Annotated in this window: 21 protein-coding genes and 3 pseudogenes; 13 read left to right on the forward strand and 11 right to left on the reverse strand. The window is 59.4% G+C overall.

Annotated elements, in window-relative coordinates; translation table 11 throughout:
- Nucleotides 1-6 precede the first annotated feature (6 nt).
- Nucleotides 7-1,017: an L-glyceraldehyde 3-phosphate reductase gene (gene mgrA / locus F1563_RS02235; RefSeq protein ID WP_002527386.1), complete on the reverse strand. Its 1,011-nt coding sequence runs from the start codon at nt 1,015-1,017 to the stop codon at nt 7-9.
- Nucleotides 1,018-1,061: 44 nt separating this feature from the next.
- On the opposite strand from mgrA, the gene F1563_RS02240 reads away from it, so the two are divergent.
- From F1563_RS02240 to F1563_RS13425, 4 genes are all read left to right on the forward strand, one after another.
- A complete protein-coding gene (locus F1563_RS02240; RefSeq protein ID WP_002527387.1) occupies nt 1,062-1,643 on the forward strand; it encodes an isochorismatase family protein in 582 nt (193 codons plus the stop codon).
- Between the two features lie 955 nt (nt 1,644-2,598).
- Nucleotides 2,599-2,826 (forward strand): hypothetical protein, encoded by a 228-nt coding sequence (locus F1563_RS02255; RefSeq protein WP_002527391.1) that lies wholly within the window; start codon nt 2,599-2,601, stop codon nt 2,824-2,826.
- A gap of 36 nt (nt 2,827-2,862) precedes the next feature.
- Nucleotides 2,863-2,916 (forward strand): hypothetical protein, encoded by a 54-nt coding sequence (locus F1563_RS14850; RefSeq protein WP_330130523.1) that lies wholly within the window; start codon nt 2,863-2,865, stop codon nt 2,914-2,916.
- 151 nt (nt 2,917-3,067) lie between these two features.
- Nucleotides 3,068-3,235, forward strand: a complete 168-nt coding sequence (locus F1563_RS13425) for a hypothetical protein (RefSeq protein WP_002527392.1) — start codon at nt 3,068-3,070, stop codon at nt 3,233-3,235.
- Nucleotides 3,236-3,390: 155 nt separating this feature from the next.
- Here the strand turns inward: F1563_RS13425 and F1563_RS02260 are convergent, their stop codons facing one another.
- From F1563_RS02260 to aceE, 3 genes and pseudogenes are all read right to left on the reverse strand, one after another.
- Nucleotides 3,391-3,846, reverse strand: coding sequence for a DUF3052 domain-containing protein (locus F1563_RS02260; protein ID WP_002527393.1), 456 nt, complete (start codon nt 3,844-3,846; stop codon nt 3,391-3,393).
- A 68-nt stretch (nt 3,847-3,914) separates the two neighbouring features.
- Nucleotides 3,915-4,688, reverse strand: a complete 774-nt coding sequence (locus F1563_RS02265; RefSeq protein WP_172623586.1) for an endo-beta-N-acetylglucosaminidase H — start codon at nt 4,686-4,688, stop codon at nt 3,915-3,917.
- A 291-nt stretch (nt 4,689-4,979) separates the two neighbouring features.
- Nucleotides 4,980-7,722, reverse strand: a pseudogene (aceE, locus tag F1563_RS02270) (pyruvate dehydrogenase (acetyl-transferring), homodimeric type).
- Between the two features lie 362 nt (nt 7,723-8,084).
- Between aceE and F1563_RS02275 the strand changes: the two are divergent.
- Entirely contained in the window at nt 8,085-9,206 is a 1,122-nt protein-coding gene (locus F1563_RS02275; protein ID WP_107528665.1) for a PucR family transcriptional regulator, read from the forward strand.
- Between the two features lie 21 nt (nt 9,207-9,227).
- On the opposite strand, the gene F1563_RS02280 is transcribed toward F1563_RS02275, so the two are convergent.
- Nucleotides 9,228-10,673, reverse strand: coding sequence for a sugar porter family MFS transporter (locus tag F1563_RS02280; protein ID WP_002527398.1), 1,446 nt, complete (start codon nt 10,671-10,673; stop codon nt 9,228-9,230).
- 162 nt (nt 10,674-10,835) lie between these two features.
- Between F1563_RS02280 and F1563_RS02285 the strand changes: the two genes are divergently transcribed.
- The 6 genes and pseudogenes from F1563_RS02285 to F1563_RS02310 all read left to right on the forward strand — a co-directional run bounded on the left by F1563_RS02285 (nt 10,836) and on the right by F1563_RS02310 (nt 15,823).
- Nucleotides 10,836-11,201 (forward strand): NifB/NifX family molybdenum-iron cluster-binding protein, encoded by a 366-nt coding sequence (locus F1563_RS02285; protein ID WP_002527399.1) that lies wholly within the window; start codon nt 10,836-10,838, stop codon nt 11,199-11,201.
- Nucleotides 11,198-12,098, forward strand: a pseudogene (locus F1563_RS13965) (2-dehydropantoate 2-reductase). Before F1563_RS02285 ends, F1563_RS13965 begins: the two are co-directional and overlap by 4 nt.
- A 188-nt stretch (nt 12,099-12,286) precedes the next feature.
- Nucleotides 12,287-13,159 (forward strand): ACP S-malonyltransferase, encoded by an 873-nt coding sequence (locus F1563_RS02295; RefSeq protein WP_002527401.1) that lies wholly within the window; start codon nt 12,287-12,289, stop codon nt 13,157-13,159.
- The gene (locus tag F1563_RS02300; protein ID WP_002527402.1) at nt 13,156-14,154 is read left to right on the forward strand and encodes a beta-ketoacyl-ACP synthase III; all 999 of its coding nucleotides are present in this window, start codon (nt 13,156-13,158) and stop codon (nt 14,152-14,154) included. The genes F1563_RS02295 and F1563_RS02300 overlap by 4 nt, the downstream gene beginning before the upstream one ends.
- Nucleotides 14,155-14,235: 81 nt before the next feature.
- The gene (locus tag F1563_RS02305) at nt 14,236-14,481 is read left to right on the forward strand and encodes an acyl carrier protein (RefSeq protein ID WP_002513739.1); all 246 of its coding nucleotides are present in this window, start codon (nt 14,236-14,238) and stop codon (nt 14,479-14,481) included.
- Between the two features lie 73 nt (nt 14,482-14,554).
- Nucleotides 14,555-15,823: a beta-ketoacyl-[acyl-carrier-protein] synthase family protein gene (locus tag F1563_RS02310; protein ID WP_002527403.1), complete on the forward strand. Its 1,269-nt coding sequence runs from the start codon at nt 14,555-14,557 to the stop codon at nt 15,821-15,823.
- A gap of 1,015 nt (nt 15,824-16,838) precedes the next feature.
- Here F1563_RS02310 and F1563_RS02320 read toward each other — a convergent pair.
- The 6 genes from F1563_RS02320 to F1563_RS02345 form a co-directional block, all read right to left on the reverse strand.
- A complete protein-coding gene (locus F1563_RS02320; protein ID WP_007433776.1) occupies nt 16,839-17,336 on the reverse strand; it encodes a DUF3145 family protein in 498 nt (165 codons plus the stop codon).
- Between the two features lie 77 nt (nt 17,337-17,413).
- Nucleotides 17,414-18,130 (reverse strand): YggS family pyridoxal phosphate-dependent enzyme, encoded by a 717-nt coding sequence (locus tag F1563_RS02325; protein ID WP_007433775.1) that lies wholly within the window; start codon nt 18,128-18,130, stop codon nt 17,414-17,416.
- Nucleotides 18,131-18,182: 52 nt separating this feature from the next.
- Entirely contained in the window at nt 18,183-19,145 is a 963-nt protein-coding gene (locus F1563_RS02330; RefSeq protein ID WP_002527408.1) for a VWA domain-containing protein, read from the reverse strand.
- The gene (locus tag F1563_RS02335) at nt 19,136-20,104 is read right to left on the reverse strand and encodes a VWA domain-containing protein (RefSeq protein WP_002527409.1); all 969 of its coding nucleotides are present in this window, start codon (nt 20,102-20,104) and stop codon (nt 19,136-19,138) included. Before F1563_RS02335 ends, F1563_RS02330 begins: the two co-directional genes overlap by 10 nt.
- Complete coding sequence (locus F1563_RS02340) at nt 20,101-21,105, reverse strand: DUF58 domain-containing protein (RefSeq protein ID WP_172623587.1); 1,005 nt, start codon at nt 21,103-21,105, stop codon at nt 20,101-20,103. The genes F1563_RS02335 and F1563_RS02340 overlap by 4 nt, the downstream gene beginning before the upstream one ends.
- A 49-nt stretch (nt 21,106-21,154) precedes the next feature.
- Complete coding sequence (locus F1563_RS02345) at nt 21,155-22,342, reverse strand: AAA family ATPase (RefSeq protein ID WP_002527411.1); 1,188 nt, start codon at nt 22,340-22,342, stop codon at nt 21,155-21,157.
- An 81-nt stretch (nt 22,343-22,423) separates the two neighbouring features.
- On the opposite strand from F1563_RS02345, the gene F1563_RS02355 reads away from it, so the two are divergent.
- Entirely contained in the window at nt 22,424-23,344 is a 921-nt protein-coding gene (locus F1563_RS02355) for a hypothetical protein (RefSeq protein ID WP_002527412.1), read from the forward strand.
- A gap of 52 nt (nt 23,345-23,396) precedes the next feature.
- Nucleotides 23,397-24,140: pseudogene (locus tag F1563_RS13440) on the forward strand (HAD hydrolase family protein).
- The last annotated feature ends 45 nt before the right edge of the window (nt 24,141-24,185 follow it).

Genomic DNA, 24,185 nt, shown 5'->3' on the forward strand with positions numbered 1-24,185 from the left:
GACAGGTTAGAAGATATGGTCGGCCAGCACCGACTCGATACGCACCCTTTCGTCGTCAGTAAAGGGGGTTGCTCCAAGCGCGTCGATGTCTGAATCCAGCTGAGGTACCGAGGAGGCCCCGACGAGCACGCTGGTAATGCGGGACTCACGCAGAATCCAGGAGAGGGCCATCTGAGCCAGAGTCTGGTCGCGGTCCTTGGCAACCTCGTTGAGAGCAGCGACAGCGGCGCGGGTGGCGTCGTTGATCTGTTCGGGTCGCAACGAAACCGCCCCCATGCCAGCACGGGACTGGGCAGGGACGCCCCGCAGGTACTTATCGGTGAGAATTCCTTGAGCCAATGGGGAGAAGCAAATGATGCCCATCCCCTCTTGTTCGCAGGTGTCGATCAGACCGTCCTCAATCCATCGATCGAGCATGTTGTAACGCGGCTGGTGAATAAGTAATGGGGTGCCAAGGTCACGGGCGATGGCAGCAGCACGCTCAGTCTGCTTGAGATCATATGAGGAAATACCTGCATACAGGGCACGACCCGATCGCACGATCCGGTCAAGGGCTCCGATCGTCTCCTCGAGCGGGGTGTCCGGGTCGTACCGGTGGAAATAGAAGATGTCGACGTAGTCCAGACCCATCCGCTTGAGGGACTGGTCGCAGGAGGCGACGAGGTACTTACGGGACCCGCCCTGTCCATAGGGGCCGGGCCACATATCGTAGCCAGCCTTGGAGCTAATAATAAGTTCGTCCCGGTAGGGCTTGAAATCAGTCGCCATGATACGACCGAAATTGATCTCGGCCTGTCCATAGGGGGGACCGTAATTATTAGCGAGGTCGAAGTGGGTAATACCGCGGTCGAAAGCGCGACGCAACACGGCACGCTGCGTGGATCCAGGGTGAAGGTCTCCGAAGTTGTGCCACAATCCCAAAGAGACGGCAGGGAGCAACAAGCCACTCGTTCCGCAACGCCGATATTCCATGGTCTCGTAACGATCCTGGGCTGCCACATATGTGCTCACTGCCATGGCGTCAGCGTATCTAGAACTGAGGGCAGTGGAAGGATGTGTCCATGACTTCGTCACACCGTGCCCTTGTCGTTGTCGATGTCCAGCCGACCTTCTGTGAGGGAGATGCTTTGGCTGTCGCCGGCGGCAATGCCTGCGCCGAGCGCATCGCGAAGTACGTCCCAACTCACCGTGCTCGTTACGACATGGTGGTCACTACTCAGGATTGGCATATTGATCCAGGTGACCACCTCTCCGACAACCCGGACTTTGTGGATTCCTGGCCGCCACACGGGATTGCTGGCACCGCCGAGGCTGAGATTCATCCGGCGATCGCCAAGATTCCTGTCGACGCGCGGGTCAAGAAAGGACAATACGCTGCGGCCTACTCCGGCTTCGAGGGGACTACCGAGGAGGGGTCAACTCTCGAAACGATATTACGCGATCGCGGGATCGAGGCTGTCGACGTCGTTGGTTTGGCCCTATCCCACTGTGTCAAAGCCACGGCTCTGGACGCCCAGCGTCTCGGGTTCGCCACAACGTGCCTGACCGATCTCAGCGAGCCGGTCAGCCCAGAATTGGGCGACGCGGCCGTGGCGGCTATGAAGGATGCCGGGGTGAGGCTCACCACCGGTTCGCAGCTCTGAGCGTCACTGACGAGTCTTCGTCATCCGTCTGGTAACTAGCTGAAACATCTCTGTCGCAAATCTGTCCCAGGTCCCGACGATAATCGGTGTCGACGTTGACGAAAGAGCTAACTATGACCGCATTTCAGATCGCCGACACCATTGGTCAGCTTGCCCTTGAGGAGAAAGCGTCCCTGTGCTCAGGCAGTGACGCCTGACATCTTCAAACTATCGAACGCCTCAGTATTCCCGGGCCGATGATCACTGACGGCTCCACGGTCTGCGCAAGGTGTCTGACGGGTCGCCAGCTGGCCTCTACGATTCTGTGCCCGCCACCTGCTTCCCCGCCCGGACTGGTATCGACGCGGGACCCCGCCCTCATCAGGGAGGTTGGCGTCGCGTTGGGCCAGGAGACGCGGGCGGAGTCCGTGGCTGTGCTACTCAGCCCGGGCATCAACATGAAACGTTTCCCATTGTGCGGTCATAACTTCGAGTAGTTTTCCGAGGACCCTGTATTGATGAGTTTGCCCGTACCCTGCGCTACCAAGGAGCCGGGTCGTCGAAGGTTAATCCGACCCGCCTGGATACTGCCCAACGCACTACAGAAAGTCTGGGTCAACGTGCACTCCTCTCTCTCCCGGATTCTCCCTCGCCGATCAGCCAGCCCCAGCCCGCCGACGAGGCAGTCTCGATAGCGAAGAGACACATAGCCGTCCTGTTCTTGGGCTTACCAGACATCATTGAATCGGAAGGATACGACCGCACTTCAACTGTCTTGCCAGCGGATCAAGTTGACCTCCTGCGCCAAGTAAGGGAAGTGACCATCCACTGCTGGTTGGGTGGACAGGCAAGCGGAAACGGGGCTGTCGACGTCCTCACGGGGCAAGGTCAACCCTTCCGGACATCTCGCTGAACCATCGCCAAGAAACTGTCCGACATTCCCGCTCAACCCAATTTCCCAGGGGAACTCCAGCACATGCACTACGGAGAAGGTAGATACATCGGTTATCGGGGCCTTGACGCCACTGACCGGCCGGTTGCCTATCCCCTCGGCCACGGCCTGAGCTACACCACCTTCGTCTACTCCGACCTCGACCTAGCCATCAGCCGCATTACCGAGTTCACTGGGCCAGACGATCCAGTACTGACCGTCAGCTTCACCGTCTCCAATACCGGAGACCAGGCCGGCGCTGCTGTACCTTAGGTCTTGGAGTTCCCCGACGCCACTGTCGACCGCTGCGTGCGCGAGCTCAAAGCTTTCCGTCGTGTGGAATTAGAGCCGGACCAGAGGTAGACGGTCACCGTCACGCTAACCCATCGCAACCTGTCCTACTGGGACATCCCTCCACTCCTGGGCAGTTGAGTCGGGGACTGTACGCGTCAAGGCGAGCGCCTCCAGCCGTGATCTTCTACTCGTAGCTGACATCGCCCTCGATGCCCCGCAGGTGCGTCAGCCTCTGCGCCGCGACTCCACCGTCGCGGAGTGGATGGCGAACGACGAAATCTTCGCAGCGAAGGTCCACCACGCGACACAGAAGGTGGGCATCGACCTTGACAACGATCCGACGCTGGCGGCCTCCGTGCTCAACATGCCGGCTTACAAGATGCCATAAACAGCTCCGATTATGCCCCGGAACAATTGGACGAGATGCTCAGTAAATAACGTTAAGCCCGATGTACCGGCGGACCTAGGCGAGACCGCCGATACATCGGGTATACCGCAGACCCTACAGAACTATCCCGCAGGGGGCGAATGAAAGAAGAAGGGTCAGCGCCGCCCGCCGCGCGGACGCACAATCTTGTGGGCCTGCCAATCCTTGCTGACGTCGTAACTGGTGGTCAACACCATTCCAGCGGTGTCTGCACCGTCAGACAGGTCAGCCGGATCGATGGTGCCCGGGCGTCCCACCTTCGGGGTGACGAGAACGATAAACCCATCGTCAGACAGATCACGCATAGCGTCAACCAAACCGTCGGCTACATCGCCGTCGTCGGCGCGCAACCACAACCAGACGATGTCAACGGCGTCGATCGAATCTTCAATCATGTCGCCGTCGATGAGGTCCATAACCTCCTGGCGGAGGTCCTCGTCAACGTCATCGTCCCAACCGAGCTCCTGGACGACCTGCCCAGGCTCGAAACCGAGCTTGTCCAAATCGCTGCCGCTTCCCACGAAATCCTTCGCTTTCCCTTGCTCTGTGTGACAGGAAGTTCCCACCTTCATCAGTGTGCCAGAACATCCCGCCGACGACCACCGTGGGGCCTTTTCTGCGACGGTCACCGTCGAAGTCACTACCTTTTCTCCAAGGCCGTTGTCATGGCCTGCACAAGAGACGGGTTCGTCGACATCCGCAAGTCGTACGTCATGAAGACGCCATAACCGTCACGGATCGTCCGAGAAGCCATCGTCTGGACCATTTCAGTCGACGTATGTCCCCAGTCAACTGCTGCCGCTCCTAAACGACTTCGGGGCATACCCGGCACTGATGGTTCCTGATAGGTGCCGTACCACGGGTTCCATGCATAGTCGAGGTCATCTGATGCATTGCCCACCGCTGAAACAGTTCGATCAACCGATGGCCCAATCGAGTACAGGGTGAGAAGTTTGTGAGGCCCCAGGTGGCGTCGCAGCGCACGAACAAACCAAACGAAAGAGTCTTCATTGGGCTGACCGGTACCATTTTTACCATACTCGGAATATTCGTCATCTAGGTCGACGCCATCCAGGTGACACCTATGAACAACCCTTGCTACCTGAGCCGCAAACCGGTCAGCGTCATGCCGAATTGGAAAGTTGGCGAATCCGGCACCCTCATGGTTACCAAGGAGCGACAAGAGTACCTTCGTCCCACGACGCTGTAACGGACGAATCTGGGTTTCGGTAGCTCTCAGCGTTTCCAGGACTCGCTCGTTCAGGTGCAGGTAAGCCGTGCACCCGTCATAATTGATATTGGCCGCAAAAATCATCGCCAGATCGAAGACCGGTCGGTGAGCCCCTTCTCGGACGAAGGCCCCGACAGTCGCGAAATCCTCATGATTGACCTCGATGTAGACCGCGGTGGTCACTGCCTTAGAAGCCCCGCAAGGCCTTGCAAACGCGATATCTGCGGACGTCTGTTCCGTGATCAACGCTGTCGAGACTACCCCGACGGTGCCAGCGAGCACCTGACGACGGCTCAACCCCATGTGTCCCACTCCTTCGATCTCCACCCCTCGCAGCGCCGTTACCACGAGAACTAATTCGGTTTAGCCTAGGCGCTAAAAAGGCTAGCAGGAGAATGGTGGAGGCAACGGATTTCAACGAAAACCGGGGCAGCCCACATCATGGAATGCCCCGGCTTTTCGACGATCTATCGATCAGGCGTCACCACCAGCGTTACCGGACGCCCCCGCGTTGACGTTGAGCAGGTCGTACTTCTCGGCAGCCTTAGTAGGCCAGTCCTGCGGAACCTCTCCACGCTCGACGAGCATCTGGAGGGCACGCACGGCCATGGACGGTCCATCGATATGGAAGAACCGTCGGGCTGCGGCACGCGTATCAGAGAAGCCGAACCCGTCGGCTCCCAGGGAGGCATAATCCCCCGGTACCCACTGAGCGATCTGGTCCGAAACCTGACGCATATAGTCGGTAGCCGCAACAACCGGGCCAGAAGTTTCAGCAAGACGCTCCACGATGTATGGCGTGCGCTTGCCCTGTTCGGGGTGTAAGAAGGCCTGCTCCTCGGCCTCCATAGCGTCACGACGCAGGTTGTTCCACGACGTCACCGACCACACGTCAGCAACGACGCCAAAGTCATCTTTGAGGAGCTGCTGAGCCTCGAGGGCCCATGGCACAGCGACGCCGGAAGCCATCAGCTGAACGCAGCGAGCATCCTCACCGACTCCTTCAAAGGAGCCCTTCGACAACAGGTACATGCCCTTGACAATGCCCTCAACGTCAACGCCCTCTGGCTCGGCCGGCTGGATGATCGGCTCGTTATACACCGTCAAGTAGTACATGACGTCTTCGGCATTCTCGCCGTACATGTGCTCCAGACCCGCCTGAACGATGTGGGAGATTTCGTAAGAATAAGCCGGATCATAGGAGATGACGGCCGGGTTACTAGCAGCCAAGACCGGTGAATGTCCGTCCATATGCTGAGTGCCCTCACCGGTCAGTGTGGTGCGTCCGGCAGTGGCGCCAATAATGAATCCCCTAGTCATCTGGTCACCAGCCGCCCAAAAGGAGTCACCGGTGCGCTGGAATCCAAACATGGAGTAGAACAGATATATTGGCACCATCGGCACACCCTGAGTGGAGTATGCCGAGCCTGCGGCGATGAAGGTAGCCGCTGAGCCAGCCTCATTGATGCCGGTGTGGATGATCTGCCCGTTCTTAGCCTCGCGATAACTGAGCATGAGCTCGTGGTCGACCGGGGTGTAGTTCTGGCCGTGCGGGTTGTAGATCTTGATCGTCGGGAAGAACGAGTCCATACCGAAGGTGCGGGCCTCGTCAGGAATGATCGGGACGACGTGCGGAGCAAAATTCTTGTCGCGCATGAGGTCCTTGAGCAGACGCACGAAGGCCATCGTGGTCGCGACTTCCTGCTTACCCGAACCACGTTTAACACCATCGAAGGCCTTTTGCCCAGGAATCGGCAGCGGTGTGTACTTCGTGCGCCGCTCCGGCACAAAGCCGCCGAGTGCGTGGCGACGCTCCACGAGATACTGGACACGCTCGTCGTCAGCTCCGGGATGGAAGTACGGGGCGCGGTAAGGATCGGCCTCCAGCACTTTGTCCGAAATCGGAATTTCGAGACGATCGCGGAACTGCTTGAGGTCATCGAGGGCCAGCTTCTTCATCTGGTGGGTCGCGTTGCGGCCTGCGAAGTGAGTACCGAGATCGTAACCTTTAATAGTGCAGGCAAGCACCACGGTCGGGGCTCCCTTGAACTCCATAGCCGCTTTGTAGGCGTTGTAGATCTTGCGGTAGTCGTGGCCACCACGCCGCAGTGCCCAGATCTGCTCGTCAGTCCAGTTCTCGACCATCTTGGCCGTGCGCGGGTCGCGACCGAAGAAGTACTCGCGGACGTAGGCGCCATCGTTAGCCTTGAAGGTTTGGTAGTCACCATCACGGGTGCTGTTCATGATGTCGACGAGGGCACCGTCGCGGTCGGCCTGCAGCAGTGGGTCCCAACCGGATCCCCAAATGACCTTGATGACGTTCCAGCCGGCACCACGGAAGACAGCCTCAAGTTCTTGGACAATCTTGCCGTTGCCGCGCACCGGCCCGTCCAGACGCTGCAGGTTACAGTTGATGACGAAGGTGAGGTTATCGAGCTCCTCGTTGGCAGCGACCTGCAGGAAGCCACGCGACTCTGGCTCGTCCATCTCGCCGTCACCGAGGAAGGCCCAAACGTGCTGATCCGAGCAGTCCTTGATGCCACGGTTGGTGAGGTACTTATTCATGGACGCCTGGTAGATGGCATCCATCGGTCCCAGACCCATCGACACCGTCGGGAACTGCCAAAAGTGAGGCAGCATACGAGGGTGCGGGTAGGAGGGTAAGCCGTGCCCGGCCTTCGACTTCTCCTGACGGAACCCGTCGAGGTCGTCTTCACTAAGACGCCCCTCGAGAAAAGCTCGAGCGTACATACCGGGTGCAGCGTGCCCCTGGAAGAAGACCTGGTCACCACCGCCGGGAGCGTCCTGTCCGCGCCAGAAGTGGTTCTGACCGACTTCATAAAGGGTCACTGCAGAGGCATAAGTAGAGATATGACCACCGACGCCAATACCGGGGCGCTGTGCACGATGCACGGTGACAGCGGAGTTCCAACGCAGCAGACGACGGATGTTCCGCTCGATCTCGGCGTCACCAGGGTACTCTTCCTCATCCTCGGCCGCGATGGTGTTGATGTAGTCAGTCGAGGTGAGTGCCGATAGCCCGAGACGACCGTGGCTACGCGCCCGCTCCAACATCTTGAGCAGCACGGTTCGGACCGTCAATCTCGACCATCTTATCGAGGGACTCGATCCACTCCTGGGTCTCCTCGGGATCAACGTCAGGCAGGGTTGTCGGAAGTCCGTTGAGGACTGGTCCGCGTTCTTCGCGTGGGATCACGCCGGGTCCTTTCTCATCGACATCGACGCACAACCGGCGACATCACCGGTGACGGTTCGAGGTGGCGGCCCGAGGGCCCACCGCCCACCTATTGTGTCGTCTTATAGAAGAAAAGTCACTCGGAGATATCGTAAATCGACTCAGCGCGTAATTCCCCCGGGTCTATTCGCCGTCTGCCGTCGCTGCCCTGCCTAAGGCATCGCCCCACTAGACTGACCGAAGTCTCGCCGAGGGGGGCTTAGGTGGCCAAGAACAACATCGCGACGACGCCCACGCGCCAAACGAGTAGTGGACGGACGTCGAGCACCGGCCGCACGGTGGTGTCTTCTGACCGCGCACGCAGAGCCATCGCCAAGAGGTTGATGGCCCGTACCTCAGCTATGACGACGGCCACGCTGGAGGAAATGGGGCGTCGACATTCCTGGTTCCGTGACTTATCGGTCGAGGAGAGATCGTGGATCTCGATCGTGGCTCGCTCAGGTATTGACGGCTTCGTCCAGTGGTTTGCTGACGACGATGCCGAGCCTTATTCCCCCACTGACGTCTTCGACGTAGCTCCCCGATCGATGACTCGCAAGATCTCCTTGCACCATACAGTCGAGCTCGTTCACACCACGATTGACGTCGTCGAGGCTCAAATTGAAACCGAGATGCCACGCGGCGATCGCCAAGTACTGCGCACTGCCATCGTCCACTATTCCCGCGAGGTGGCCTTCGCCGCCGCCGAGGTGTACGCGCGAGCCGCCGAGCGCCGCGGTACCTGGGATGAGCGTCTGGAATCCCTCGTCGTTGATGCGGTCGTGCGAGCCGATGCCGATGAACAACTTATCTCGCGAGCCTCCACTCTCGGCTGGCGCCCGGGCATCAACCTATGCGTCGTCGTCGGACGGGCACCAACGACCGAACATGAACTCCATGTGCTGCGACGCGACGGGGAGCACATGCAGATGACCGTGCTGGCCGCCGTGCAATCCGACCGGTTAGTCGTCATCTTAGCCAGTGAAAAACTCGTCGACGATACGGCAGCCGTAGCCGCGAGTGAAGCCCTCGCAGACCACTTCGCAGCGGGACCAATTGTCGTTGGGCCCGTCGTCGCCGATCTCACGTTAGCCCCGGTGTCCGCCCGCGCCGCCCTCTCCGGAGCACGTGCGGCACGAGCCTGGCCAGAAGGTCCGCGGGTAATGGCAGCCGTCGACTTACTTCCCGAACAGGTCCTCTCTGGCGATGCCGATGCCACGGCATGGCTCGTTAACGAGGTTTATAGCCCCCTCGCCGCAGCCAGCGGAGACCTCATGGACACCACTGTCTCCTTTCTGGATCACGGCTGCTCTGTGGAGGGCACCGGTCGGGCGATGTTCATTCACCCCAATACCGTGCGCTACCGCCTCAAGAGAATCCAAGACGTCACTGGCTACTCCCCGTCGGATCCTCGAGAAGCCTATGTGCTGCGCCTAGCAATCACCTTGGGGCGGCTGAGGAGCTGAAGCCGTGAACCCATCTCGCACTCACCCCATCGAAGGCGAGTCAGCCTTGGGCCACCGAGCACCGTTGTTCCAGTAGTCCTGGATCTCCTCAAGCGAGCGACCGGACGTTTCCGGGGCGTACCGCAGCAGAAATAGCAGCGCAACGACGAGGAGCCCACCGTAGACCCCGAATGTTCCTGCCAGCCCGATACCGTCGAGCATCGCAGCTCCCAATTGGGCAGTGATCGCATTCGCGATCAAGTCTGCCGTAAGCACCAGGGATGCACCGAGTGAGCGGTAGCGAGCCGGGAAAATCTCACCCGCGTAAACCCATACGATGGAACCGAAACCGAAGGTAAACCCCATAGTAAAAAGGGACATCCCAACGAGGCCAATAACACCGGTAACAGCACCTTCGAAACCACTCGCCAAATATGTCACGATGAGCACGATAGTCGCTACGATCATCGTAGATATTCCCGTGATAAGAACAAATCGACGCCCTACCTTATCAATAACGAACATCGAGATGACAACACTTATCAATGATAGGAACTGCACCAAGGATGGCACCAGATAGGTTGTCGCAGTGTCAGTAAATCCCATTCGCGAATAGATTCCAGGCGCATAGTAGATTGTTGCATTAATTCCAGTGATCTGGATTGAAAATCCCAGAACGATAGCAAAGATCGTGGCACGAGCCATACCCCCATGGAACATCTCACGCAACCGCCCCCACACAGATCCAGAGGGTCGAGAAGACAAGGAGTTGCGGATCTCATCGAGGCTCGGCTCAACCAATTCAGCAACCTCGATGCGCTCCATGGCGCGACGAGCCTCATCTTCACGCCCCTTGAGCATGTACCAGGAGGGAGTTTCCTGGGTGCGAACAAGCATCAGGAGCACAATAAATGCTGGGACGGCTGCGACACCGAGAATCCAACGCCACGTGTCCGTAGGTAGCAGGGAATACCCGACGAGGTACCCCAAGATGATTCCGACGACGCACGTCACTTGATACGCGGTTGCCAGCCCACCCCGCCGCGACGCCGGAGCGGATTCGGCGATAAACACCGGCACGACGGTGATGGAAAGCCCGATGGTGATACCCAACAGAACCCGCATAGCAAGGAACAGTCCAGCGGACGGAGAGATTGCTGTCAGGATAGCGAAAATAGTATATCCAGCCGCGATAACCAGCATTGACTTCTTACGTCCGATAGCATTAGCCATAGGGCCGCCAAGAATGGCACCTGCTATTTGACCTACCACGGAGGCCGTGTTAATGGCACTATAGATACCAAAGTCTCGCTGCACAAATTGCAAAGCGGCCGCGGTATTAGAAATATCATAACCATAAGTGATTCCCAGGGCTGCTGCCGTCACCGCAATGAAGACGGCCCGGCTCGTCTGACTATTTCCCGTCGCACCAGCTGACCCGGAATCACCAGGCTTCATCTCTACGCGCGCATGACCATTCGACGCCATAAAACCGCTTTCTCTAAAACTGAATTGCAAACTTCAACCGAGCGCCTATTGCCCGGTCAAGACCCTAACGCTACAGCTCACGGCCGCCACTGCGCCTCTCAGCACACCGCATCGGGTCGCTTCCGCCACCGAACTCGCCATCGTGGGAGCTAGGCTCTCATTATGAACGTCATGATCCCCGTTCGTCCGGACGGCTCAGCGGAGCCACGATTCGGTAAGGCACCTATGGTAGCCGTCGCACAGGTTGACAACGACGGTCACGTCACCGACTGGCACACCTTTAAGGTTGAGTGGGACCGCCTCCATGATGAGGGCACTGAAGGTAGCCACCACGCCCGCATCGTTCGCTTCCTGCGTGAGCACAACATCGGAGCGTGCGTCGCCACCCACGCCGGAATGGGAATGCAACGCACCCTAGCAGCCATGAAGATTCCGCTGCTACCAGCGACACTGCCCCATGCTAAAGAATCGGTGGAACAAGCCATTGTCTCGACATACGTAACCGCCAAGGATACGGAGGAGTCATGAAAACCGCAGTCATCGGAGCCGGAGCCATCGGCGGTTTCTACGGGGCCGCTCTGGCAAATGCTGGGATGGACGTCTCTTTCATCGCACGCGGCAAGACTCTCAACGCCATCCGCAAGCATGGCCTGCGCCTGGTCGGCAATACGGAGTTGACTCTTAACGTGCCCGTCACTGACGACCCCACCAAGATTGGCCAGGTTGACGTCGTCTTACTGTGCACCAAGACCTTCCAAGTTGCAGAGGCTGCGCGCACCTACCTACCAGCACTTATGGGCCCCCACACCCTCGTCGTGACTACCCAAAATGGCGTCAGCTTTCGGCGATTATTGGCCCCGAGCACGTGGCACCAGGGGTATGCCGCCAATGGGTCAAGATCATAGAACCAGGTCTCATCATGGACTTGGGAGGCCCTCGAATGTTCGAGATCTCGACCGTTGACGATTCCCCCAACAAGATCATCAATGAGTTGCGTGAGGCCTGCTGTAGGGGTGGACTCGTCTCTCCCGACGTGGCGGATATCACCACCACTCTGTGGATGAAGATGTGTTCCGTCGTTCCTCAAGGCGCCTGTGGTGCAGTACTCGACGTCTCCTTGGGAGACCTCCTTAGCACCTACCGCGACGTCTTCGCCCGGTGTATCGACGAGACGGCTCAAGTGGCCCGCGCTCACAGCGCCCGGCTCACCGACGACTTCGTCGAAAAGAACCTCACGCCCTTGCCGGGCAGGATCCCGCGTCGACAACCTCCTTCCAGCGCGACATCCTTGCTGGACGCCCCAGCGAATACGCCGCCCAGGTGGGAGCCGTCCCTGGGCTGGGTGACGAGGTCGGCGTCGATACCCCGGTCAATGACGTCATTGCTGCTGTTCTGGGACGACGAGAAGCTGAGAATCGCACCTAAGACGGCCCACAAAGCCCGTTTTTGGAGGATCCCCCCTGTCAATTTGTGGGGATCCCACAATGACCACCGTGGGTACTTCGTCGGTTCCCTGTCTCGCGTCCGGCCCTTCAAGGGGGCACAGTGGGGATGTGCTTGCAATTGTTGCTCCGGGCCAAGGGGCCCAGAAACCAGGATTCCTGTCGGATTGGATGTCAGACGCCACCTTCTCTGACCACCTTGCGTGGCTCTCAGCGGTGGCAGATATCGATCTGGTGACCCATGGCACGACTTCCGACGAGGCAACCATCAAGGACACTGCGGTTGCCCAGCCACTGCTGGTCGCCGCCGCGCTGGCCACAGCCTGGTCAGTTGATCCCGAGATTTTCTCTCAGGCCGACCTGCTCGCCGGCCACTCTGTCGGGGAAATTGCCGCTGGCGCTGCTGCTGGGGCTTTCTCTGCCGAAGCCGCCATGGTTCTTGTGCGCGAGCGCGGTCGGGCCATGGCCGAGGCCGCGTCACGCACTGCCACCTCCATGACTGCTGTCATCGGGGGCGATACCGACGAGGTGCTGGCCGCCATTAAGGCCGCTGGGCTCACTCCAGCCAACCACAATGGCAAAGGCCAGATCGTAGCCGCAGGCACCGTCGAACAGCTTGAAGCTTTCGCAGCCGAGCCGCCGTCTCGTACCCGACTCTTCCCGTTGTCGGTCGCGGGGGCCTTCCACACGGTTCATATGGAGCCGGCGGTCGATCACCTGCGCGAGGTGGCCGCTGCCATGCCGACCACGATTCCGACGGTGGCCCTGCTGTCCAACCTTGACGGAGCCGTCGTCGCAGATGGTCGCGAGTTCGCCGATCGCCTCGTCAATCAGGTTGCCCATCCAGTCCGTTGGGACCGTTGCATGGACACTATGGTTGAGCGCGGTGTTACTGGCCTCCTCGAACTCACCCCGGCCGGTACTCTGACTGGTATCGCCAAACGCAATCTCAAGGGGGTTGAGCTGTTCAACCTCAATACCCCCGATCAGATCCCGGCTGCCCGCGAGTTCATCACGACTCACTTCAGCAAGGAGAATGCATGACGGCCATCAAGACCCGTCCCGTCCACGGCTACTCGAAGTTCCTGTCCACCGGATCAGCTCGCGGATCGCGAGTGGTCACCAACGAGGAGATGTGCACACTCATCGACTCCACCCCGGAGTGGATCGAACAGCGTACCGGCATTACCGAGCGGCGCTGGGCCACCAACTCTGAGACTGTGGCGTCCATGGGCACCACGGCCGCCCGTACCGCCCTAGAGCGATCCGGACTGGAGGCATCCCAGATCGATGCCATCATCGTGGCGACCGTGTCACATCACCGTCCTTCCCCCAGCTTGGCGGCTTACATCGCCCGGGAGCTCGGCTTGGGTGACGCTGCTGCGTTTGACCTCAACGGCGCATGTGCTGGGTTTTGCTACTCAACCGCTCTGGCTGATTCGATGATCCGCACCGGATCGGCGAATTACGTCCTCGTTATCGGTGTCGAGAAGCTCTCGGAAATGACGAATCTTGACGACCGCTCCACCGCCTTCCTCTTTTCTGATGGGGCTGGTGCCGCAATCATCGGTGCCAGCGATGAGCCGGGGATCGGCCCGGTGGTGTGGGGATCTCGCTCTGATCAGCTCAAAACTATCGAGCTCGAGGATTGGCCGACGGCTAGCGCTGATCCCAACAAGATCCACCCCCTCATTCGCATGGAAGGTCGCGCGGTCTTCAGGTGGGCTATGACTGACGTCGCCAAGCGCGCCGCCGAGGCCGTCGCCGAGGCCAGAATCACCCCCGCCGACCTCGATGTCTTCATCCCCCATCAGGCTAACGACCGGATTACCGACGTCGTGTCCCGCCACCTCAAGCTGCCTGAGTCAGTGACGGTATGTCACGACATCGCGGATATGGGAAACACCTCCGCCGCATCCGTGCCGATCGCCATTGACCGTATGCTTCAGCGTGGAGAGGCCCGCAGCGGGGACCTCGCCCTCATCATCGGATTCGGAGCCGGGCTGGTCTACGCCGGCCAAGTCATCCGCCTCCCCTGAACCCCACCTTCATCACGAGAAAACACCCACAGACTTCGGGTGCACAGCCCGAGGATAACGACAAGAAGAGGAACAATCATCATGGCTGACAAAGACCAGATCCTTGCCGACATGGCTGACATCGTCAATGACATCACTGGTGTCGACCAGTCCGAGGTCACCCTTGAGAAGTCCTTCGTTGACGACCTCGACGTCGACTCGCTGTCCATGGTCGAGATCATCTACGCCTGCGACGAGAAGTTCGGCGTTGAGATCCCTGACGAAGAGTCCAAGAACATCAAGACCGTTGGCGACGCCGTCAACTACATCATCGAGCACCAGGGCTGACTTCCACGGCGTCCGGGGCTCGCCGGCCCCGGACTGCGGCCCACATAACCCATCCACCGATACTGGAGAATTCATGAGCGACGTCGTCATCACTGGTTTCGGGGCCACCACACCGTTGGGACCCGACGCCCCCACCACCTGGCAGGGGCTGCTGGAAGGTCGAAACGGGGTGCACAACCTCGACTTTGACTGGATTGACGACGTTCCCGTCAAATTCGCCGCCCCGGCGATCGATGAGCCGGCCAACCACCTGTCTCGCCCACAGGCCCGCCGTCTAGACCGTTCGAGCCAGCTGGCCCTTGTCGCTGCTAAAGAAGCCTGGTCCGATGCGGGCTTGGAGCTTCCCGAACCCGACGATTCCGGCTCCAACGGGATCGATCCAGAGCGCCTGGCGGTGTGCTGTGCTACCGGTATTGGTGGCCTGCACTCTTTGCTCGGCCAGTGGGATATTCAGAAGGATAAAGGTTTCAAGCGAGTTAGCCCCTTTACCGTGCCGATGTTGATGGCCAACGCCCCGGCAGCCAATATTGGTCTGATGGTGCACGCCAAAGCCGGTGTCCACACCCCCGTTTCAGCTTGTGCATCCTCATCTGAGGCGATTTCGCTGGGCTTGGATCAGATCCGTCTGGGACGAGCCGATATTGTTGTCGTCGGCGGCGCCGAGGCCATCATCCATCCATTGCCGGTGGCTGCCTTCGCCCAGATGAAAGCCTTATCAACTCGCAACGACGATCCTAAGCACGCTTCGCGCCCGTGGGACGTTGACCGTGACGGCTTTGTCATTGGTGAGGGAGCGACGATCATGGTTGTCGAGACACTTGAACATGCTCAGGCCCGCGGTGCGAGGATCTACGGCACTCTTGCTGGATCCGGTATCTCGGCCGATTCGCACGACATCGTCCAGCCCGATCCCACAGGTTCTGGCCAGACATCGTCAATGCGCAAGGCCTTGGCCTCAGCCGATCTGTCACCCACCGACATCAATCACGTCAACGCCCACGCGACCTCGACCCCACTAGGCGATATTGCGGAAGCTCACTCGATCGCCGGCGTCCTTGGTACGGCCACTGATCAGGTACTCGTCAACGGCACCAAGTCAATGACCGGTCATCTCTTGGGTGGCGCTGGGGCTCTGGAGTCCTTTGCAGCGGTGATGGCTCTGCTGAAACGCCGGGTGCCCGGCACCATCAACATCGACCACCTCGAGCCAGACTTAGGGATCAACGTCGTCACCGAAACGACCGACCTACCTGACGGCGATCTGGCTGCCCTTAACAATTCCTTCGGGTTCGGAGGGCATAACGTCACCTTGGCGTTCACCAATGCCAACGCCACCCGCTGAGTCTTGGTGACGGCCCCGTCACCAGATGGGATTGCCCTGCGGGCCGGGAACCGCATAAATGGCCTTCGGTGGCTCGCCGTGAGAGAGGTCACCAAGCCAAACAACCACCGCAGGGCGTCAGGTATCCGCCACGTCACGACCTCATATCCAAATCGAGAGGCATCGCTGAACGAGAGGCATCGCTGAAAGCGAAAGGTCAGGCATCCCGGGGAAAGCCAGTAAGTATTGGTGACTCCCATCGCAACATCATCGACCAATTCCCCTTCTGTACGTCGGGCCCGTGATAGCCGTAGTAGGGCGTGCCCCCTCAACGATGCCATGATCATCGATATCCTCGAAACCGCCCGCGTCATCATCTGACAGCTCGATTCCCCAAAGAATGGCAACGTTGCCCTGAATCGCCCGTCTGCTCATCGAACCACCATCACCGTAGTCGAAAAGGCAGCTCAACATCCTTGGAATTAGGTCTTTCGGCGTAATCAACTACCCCGATGAACATCAACCTGAGTGTGGAACCTTATTGTTTGATTCCCTTTGCGTGCTATCACGGCAACAGCCTGGTTCCCGTCACCAGTACCCGGCGCAAAAACCCTCGAATTCTTGTCTCCATCAGAGATCTTGTTCGCGAGAATCCAGTCGGACCTTCGTTGTGCCCACAGGTACACGGTAATTTGGGCAGTTCTTTTTCAGTCCATCATCCTTTCAGTTCATCATCGTTAGTTGTCCAAGACCCATGTGCGCTCACCGCTGCCGGATAGCTTGTCAACATGTGCGGATTCTCGGCAACTGACTCGAAGAGCTCGACTGCCAGCCTCTCGACGGGACGATTCCCGTCGAGACGCCCGACATTCGCATAGGGTGCCGAACTCACGCTCTGGGAAATGGGAGAGGCCACTACCGCGATTACAGTGATCTGGGGGTTACCACAACGGAAACCAGTACCATCACAATGGCCTGTGTCCTGTCCATGGGCAGAGTATTCGGTAAGAGCACACGCAACTCACTCAACCCATGCTCACCCGACGGACAGCCACGGAACTTGCAGCGATGGGTCACAGGCTCGATACGGTTCAAGCTCAACGTCCCACGGTTCGCCCAGCAGGTCGCAAATCTCATCGTCGAGACGAAGCCCTGTGCGACGCGAAGCAGTGATCGCTGAACGCAACCTCATCTCATCAACAAGGACGGAACCGGCTTCGTCGGTGGGCGCGGAAAAAATACCCAGATCGGGGGTGACGCTCCAGCGATGCAGCACGGCTCCGGCTTCGACAGTCAGCTCGACACGCACCCGCTGCCAAGCGGCGAGCGTGGAAATGAACTTGCGAGCATCGGCGACGTCACCACGCCACGCCGATTCTGCTCTCCACGTGCCCGGCTCAACTGGTTGGTTAGTCCATCGCAGCGGTGCAGGCATAGCGAATGCGGCATCGGCGGCCCATTCAATATGGCTGCGCAATGCCGTCGGAGCCGAGTGAATGAAGAGAGTTCCACTGGCCAGCTGTGTCGTTTCCACGGTCGTCCTCCCGGTACCACGTGCCTTCCCCTGCCGTGGTGCGGTACGGACCCAGCAGCAACGATAGACGACCCGACTCACGGACGCCATATCTGCGCCGGATCGCGAGCCCCGAAAATGTCAGTGCCGATACGCACTTGGGTGGAACCATGAGCAATGGCGATCTCTAGATCCCCTGACATTCCCATGGACAACTCGGACCAGCTGCTAATATCACCAGCTTCCTGACGCAGCTTCTCTTGAGTGGCAGCGACGAGGTCGAAGCAGTCTGCTACGGCCTGTTGATCAGGACTATTGAGAGCCACGGTCATAAGGCCGCGCACATCGAGAGAATCGAAGGCGGCCAGTTCTCGAGCGAATTCGACAGCTTCATCGGGAGCGATCCCAGATTTTTGAGGTTCAGCCGAGGAATTCACCTGGACTAATACTCGTAGCTGATGCCCCTCCTGCTGTAACCTCTTGTCGAGTTCATGGGCAACCTTGAGCGAGTCGAGGGCCTGGAATTCGGCGGCGAAGCGGGCCACGTATTTGGCTTTGTTGGTCTGCAAACCACCGATGATGGCCCATTCCAATCCGGGGTGATCAGCGTCCATGAGCTCAGACTTCGCGAGCGCGTCTTGCACCTTATTCTCACCGAAAAGCCGATAGCCAGCCTGATACGCCTCATCGACCATGCTGGGAGGCTTGGTTTTGGAGACTGGTAGCAACGACACCTCACCGGGATCTCGGTCACAAGCTTGGCAAGCATCATCGATGCGGGTACGCACAGCCGCTACGTTGTTAGCCACACTCATGGGAAACTCCTTATTGCCGCAACGTCGACGAATCTACTCTCGAGGAGACGGATTAGGGCCAACGGGCACACAAACTGACGACCGAGGCCGCCGTCAGCACCATGAGAGCTAAAGCAACACCGACGTACTTATCAGTCACTTCCCCGAAAACCTTCTCGTACCCTACCGATTGAGCAATTGACTTATAGACGTCTGACAGCTGCCCCAAGGACTCTGCGGAGAACTTTTCGCCTCCAGACGCTTTCGCGACTGCCGCCAATTCATAGTGGTTAACGGGAACAGGTTGACGCTGACCCCCCTCGACGACATATCCGCCCGCGGTGCCGTAAGCGATGGTGTACACCGGGACATGCTGGCGTCCGGCTTCCTTGGCTGCTTCGAGAGAAGGACGCCCAACATTGGTTGCACCGTCGGAAAGGAGCACGATCGCCGCTGGCGGCTTCTGTCCAGGGTGCTTCGGATCGTCCGGAACCAGCTTGAGGGCGTTGAGAGAGGAATAAATCCCTTCGCCAATCGCGGTAGATGGCAGCACTTGGAGATTCGCGATCGCGGTCGATACCACAGCACGGTCGGTCGTTGGGGGTACCACGACCTGAGAGGATGCCGCGAACTTCACCAAGGAGACATTGAACCGTGGCGGCAAATCCCCCAGAAAGTCTTTGGCAGCCGTCTTCGCAGCGGAAAGTCGGGAGGGATCAACGTCGGTCGCCACCATTGAGCGCGACACGTCGATGGCGACAACGACGGTCGCTCGGTCTCTTGGCACGTTGTGGTAGGCCTTTGGTTGGGCAAATGCCAGCACCATGGTAGCCATCGAGAGTACTGATAGTCCCATCGTCACATGCTGCCTCCACGGCCGCGAGTTAGGCAGCAATCGCTTTAACTCGTTACCGCCATGGTGTGGCTGGCGACGCCACAGCACTACTATCAAGTAGACGGCGAGGAAGATCACCGGCACCAGGAACCACCACAGTCGCCCGGGGCGCCCGAAAGCAATCAGGGTCATCATGGCCATCTCACCACCACTGACAACGTGACCAACCCAGAGACGACGGCGAAGCAGAAGGCATAGAAAGCCCACGTCGCCGTCACCTCTTTTCTGACCGGTTCGTAACCCACCGAGGAGTGCACCTGCTTATAAACCTCCTGGAGCTTGTCCGCCGAGTCAGCGGTCCACGACTTGGCGTCAGTACGGTCGGCGACATCAGACAAGAGCTTGGTATCGGGTGCGACCCTCTCTCGCTGCCCGTCAAGATCGACATACCCGGTTTCGGTACCAAAGGCGATGGTGTACACCGGAACCTTGGCAGCAGCAGCGTGGGTGGCAGCCACTAGCGGGGAACCCCCTTGGGTATTACCCCCGTCACTGAGCATGACGATGGCGGCTGGAACCCGATCCTTAGACCCGCCGGGTGCCATCTTGACGGCCTGAAGGGATTTGTCAATGGCCTCGCCCAGCGCAGTGCCATCTTGCAACTCGATGCCGTCAAGAGCGCGCAGCACGGTGGGTCGGTCGGTCGACGGTGGCATCCGAATCTCCGGATGCGCGGAAATGCTCACCACTGCGACATTGAAGCCGGTTGGAAGACTATTGACGAAGTCTTTGGCCTTAGCCTTAGCCGCAGCGAGACGATTGGGTGAAGCGTCGTCAGCTTTCATCGACAAGGATGAGTCGAGGGCAACAACGATGGTGGCGCGATCGCGCGGCACCTGCTCGATGCCCATCGGCCGAGCCCATGCAACAGTGGTGGTTGCCAGGCACAGCAGAGCGGCGGCGACCGCGATATGCCTCTTCCACTGCGGCTGCTTGCTCATGACCGCGCCCAGGATGGCGGTATTGGTAAACCTCATCGCCGTGGAACGGCTGCGATGCAGGGCCCAGATGTAGAAGACCAGCAGCACCGGGACGAGCAGCAGGAGCCACAGCACCCACGGTGATTTGACCTCGGGTAGGCCGAGGAAGAGCGGCGTCACTTCGTCACCCCCTGAGGCGGCTGATGCAAGATTGCAGCAGTACGCCGGTATCCGAGGACAAATCGCGCAATATCGGTAACCCAGTCGGAGTCAGTACGCAGCTGAATGTGTCCGGCCCCCGCACGCCGGATGGCCGCAGAGATGCGCTCACGCTGAGCCCGGGAAGCAGCGTTCATCCGCTCTCGAGTGGCCTTGTCGGCGGTGTTGACGTAATGGGCGAAGGACGTTTCTGGGTCTCGGACCATGACGTCACCCACGTCGGGAAAGTCCAGCTCAGCAGCGTCAACGACTTCGATGCACAGCACCTGGTTTCGCACCGACAGCCGGCGCAAGGACCGTTCCCACTCTGGGCGATCGTTGGGATCCAGAGCGTCGTCACCGGGAGACAGGAAGTCAGAAACAACGACTTTCATACCGCGACGCCTCGCCGAAGCAGCGAGATTTTCGATGCCTTTGGCCAGAGTCATCTGTCCAGGAGCGTTGTCGGCGACAATTGGCTCAGTGAGCATTGAACGCAGCAATCCATAGAGAGCTGTTCGCCCGGAACGGGCAGGCAGGCGGCGCACTGAGTCAGGGCGCATAATGAGCCCGCCAAAGCGGTCCCCCATGCGCTGGGAGAGGAAACCGATGGTCGCAATAGCAGCAATACCCAAATCACGTTTCGTCATGGACACCGTGCCCCAGTTCATGGAACCGGTGACATCGAGAAGTGCCCACACCTCGAGCTCACGGTCAGCAATGGTCTCGCGCACATGTGGAACGGTAGTGCGGGCTGTGACCGCCCAATCCATCATGCGCACATCGTCTTGACCGGGTTCGTAAGGTCGGGCGTCGTTGACGTCGGCCCCAGCCCCAGGCAACAGACCCAGGTGGTCACCATGGAGGAATCCCTCCAATCGACGCACAATCGTGAGTTCCAGGCGCCGCAGTGCTGCCTCCGGCGCAAGCTGATTGAGCGGCAGAGTCGCCCCAGTGGGTGAGCTCACCAGCGTCTGCGCCACTGATGGTGGCTGCGGATCGCGGAAGATCGGTCGCGTCATAGCGGACGCCTCAGGACCGGGAAGGCGGGGCCGTCGGAGCAGGGTACTGGCCTAGATTGTCGCAGCCGTTGTGTTGAGCGGTCTGGTGCTGCTCCTCGTTCCACACCGGGGTGGGCGGTGGAACCATGGCGACAACCCTCTCAATGACGTCGGAAGCGAACACATTGTCAGCGATAGCGTCAAAGCTGAGCACTAGGCGGTGAGCCATGACATCGACGGCAACGGCCTGAACGTCGGTCGGAAGGACGTAGTCGCGACCATGGACCAGAGCCAAGGCTCGAGCCGCAGCAATCAGGCCAAGGGTGGCTCGAGGAGAGCAACCAATCTGGATGACGTTGGCGAGGTCAGGCATTCCAAAGTCGCCAGGATTACGGGTGGCCAGCACCAAGCGTACGACATATTCAGCGACGAGGTTGTGTACGAAAACGTCGGAGGCCATATTTTGCAGGGCCACAACAGCCTCAGGCGTCAATACTTGTTGAGGCTGGGGAGCCTTGACGCTCATCCGGCGCAGGATCTCGAACTCCTCGTTTCCACGCGGGTACGGAACGTCTATCTTGAGCAAAAAGCGGTCGCGCTGAGCTTCGGGGAGCGGGTAGACACCCTCGGATTCCACCGGATTCTGGGTAGCGATGACACTGAACGGGTGAGGTGCGGGGAAGGTCTGCCCGGCAATCGACACCTGTTTTTCAGCCATGAGCTCAAGCATCGCCGACTGCACCTTTGCGGGAGCTCGGTTGATCTCGTCAGCGAGCACGAAGTTCACGAAGACTGGCCCGAGCTCAATGTCGAAGGTTTCCTTTGATGCCGAGTAGATGCGGGTACCGACAATGTCAGAAGGCACGAGGTCAGGAGTGAACTGGACTCGTGCAAAACCGCCGCCCAAAACGGTCGCAAAGGAGCGTACGGCAAGGGTCTTAGCGACACCTGGAACACCTTCAAGGAGGATGTGGCCCTTGGCAAGCACCCCAACCATGAGCTGCTCGACCATGCGCTCCTGGCCAACGATAACCCGCTGTACTTGCCCAATGGCCTGACCAATGAGACGAGCTGCCTCGTCGTTCGACATCGGGGCGTCCTGGTTACCCTTGCCGATGTCCTGACCATCCGAGTAGTGCTGGGTGCTCACTAACGTCTCCTGCCTGGCTTGCGCACGACCCGCGACGGGCCCGCTCTCACGATACCGTGACAGTGCCACAGCCCAAGAACAGCGCGAACCAACCCAGGCGAACACCTGCCGTTCGGAGGTCGTGGTCCAAATGTGGTGAGATGGTATACGATGTTGAGTAATCCGTGGCCTCCTGAGGCACTACCCCTGCAACCGTCTGACCCACCGCGGGTTGACGAATTCTGGCTCGACGCCCGCCTCTTAACGATGCCGTCAGGCACGGTATTTGCTGCCCACGACGACGAGGGCCAAGCCCTCCTGGTCATTGTGTTGTCTCACGGCGCAGCCAGTGATCCCGCATCGTGGGACCGGCTTGCAGGAGAGGTTAACCATCTCCATTCTGAGACTGTCATTGCCCGCAGTGGCGCCGGACAGAACACAGGCCGGCTCGGCGGGTTGTACCGCCCGGTCACTGGCCCCGAAGATAGTGGCCCGTCTTTAACCCCCTGGGTCGCCCTGATCAACGATGGCTCACGTGCTGCCCTGGCAGAGGCGCGACGAATCCTCAGCGCCGTCGACATGTCGACTCTGTTGGGCCCCCCGGTAAGTGGTCCGAGTTACCGTTTGCACTGGATTGACAACACTGCCGCTGGCCGGGTCCGTACCTGGCCCTTACCATGGCCAGGTCGGCGCGACAAAGCTGGTTGGTCGACCACCGTGGTTGCATGGTTACTCACCCTTTTCATCGCCTTGACGGGTCTGCTCATCGCGGTATTGCTATTCCAAAATGTGCCCCCCTCTCCCCCACCTCCCCCGGTTCCGACGTCTGGATCGTCAAGTAGCTCGTCAAGTCCCACACCTGGTCAGAGTTCGGGGCAAAGTACGTCGCCGTCTAGTGGCAGCCAGTCGCCGAGTCCCTCGAGGGGTAAGTCCCCCTCATCGGCTAGTAAATCCCCCTCAACAGGGCGTAGCGAGTCTCCCACACCGTCGAATAATCCGTCGATGTTGCCGTCGCGCACTCCGTCAATGCAGTCGCCGGGCGTAGGCTCCGGCACCTCGTCGGCATCTCCGACTGGACGAGGAAGACTGTGATGATTGCACTCATGCCACTGATTTGGACGGCACTTTTCTGGGAGCCGACAAGATGCCCAGTGCCGAAAACACCGAGGCCATACTTGCTGCTGCAGATGCCGGCGTACACGTCGTCTTCGCTACCGGACGTCCTTACCGCTGGCTGACGGTTCTCGACCCATTCCGACCACCGATCCACCCAACACTGTTAGCTTCCAACGGAGCGGTGAGCGTCGAGCCGCTACCGGAAAGGTTCTGCACGACGTATACATGGCCCCGCAGAAGGTCGCCGGCATCGTCTCTGACATCCGCCAAGCACTCCTGCACACACTGTTCTGTACCGAGGAGGCCACCCAATAGTTCTCCGAAGAAGGGTTCGACACTGGCAGATCGGCGGCCCGCCGGACGGTGAGGGCCAAATCTAGAGTTTCCTGGGAGAGGATCACCGCATCGTCAAGCTACTAGTGCGAACCTTTGGCTTTCCCAGCGACGAGTTGTTCCAGGTCGTCAAACCCATCGTCGGAGACCGTGGCACAGTAACTCTTTCCGCAACGAAAACGGATGGTCTGATAGAGGTCGCCGGACGGGGATCTCCAACGGTTCAGCGTTGAGGCAGGTCTGCGACGATCTGGGCATCGATCCGGCCGACGCGGCTGCCTTCGGCGACATGCCAAATGACCCCACAATGCTGGAAACAGTCGGACACCCCTACATTGTGTCAAGGGCTCACCCGGTACTGCGCGACCGTGGATTCGCCATAATCGGCAACCACGACGAGTCGGCGGTGGGACGGAAAGTACGGGCTTTACTGAGTTGAGTCGCGTCACGTGTCAACTCCAGACCTGCCCCCGCAGTCTTCCCT

Source organism: Cutibacterium modestum (assembly GCF_008326345.1).
In the GTDB taxonomy this organism is placed as follows: domain Bacteria; phylum Actinomycetota; class Actinomycetes; order Propionibacteriales; family Propionibacteriaceae; genus Cutibacterium; species Cutibacterium modestum.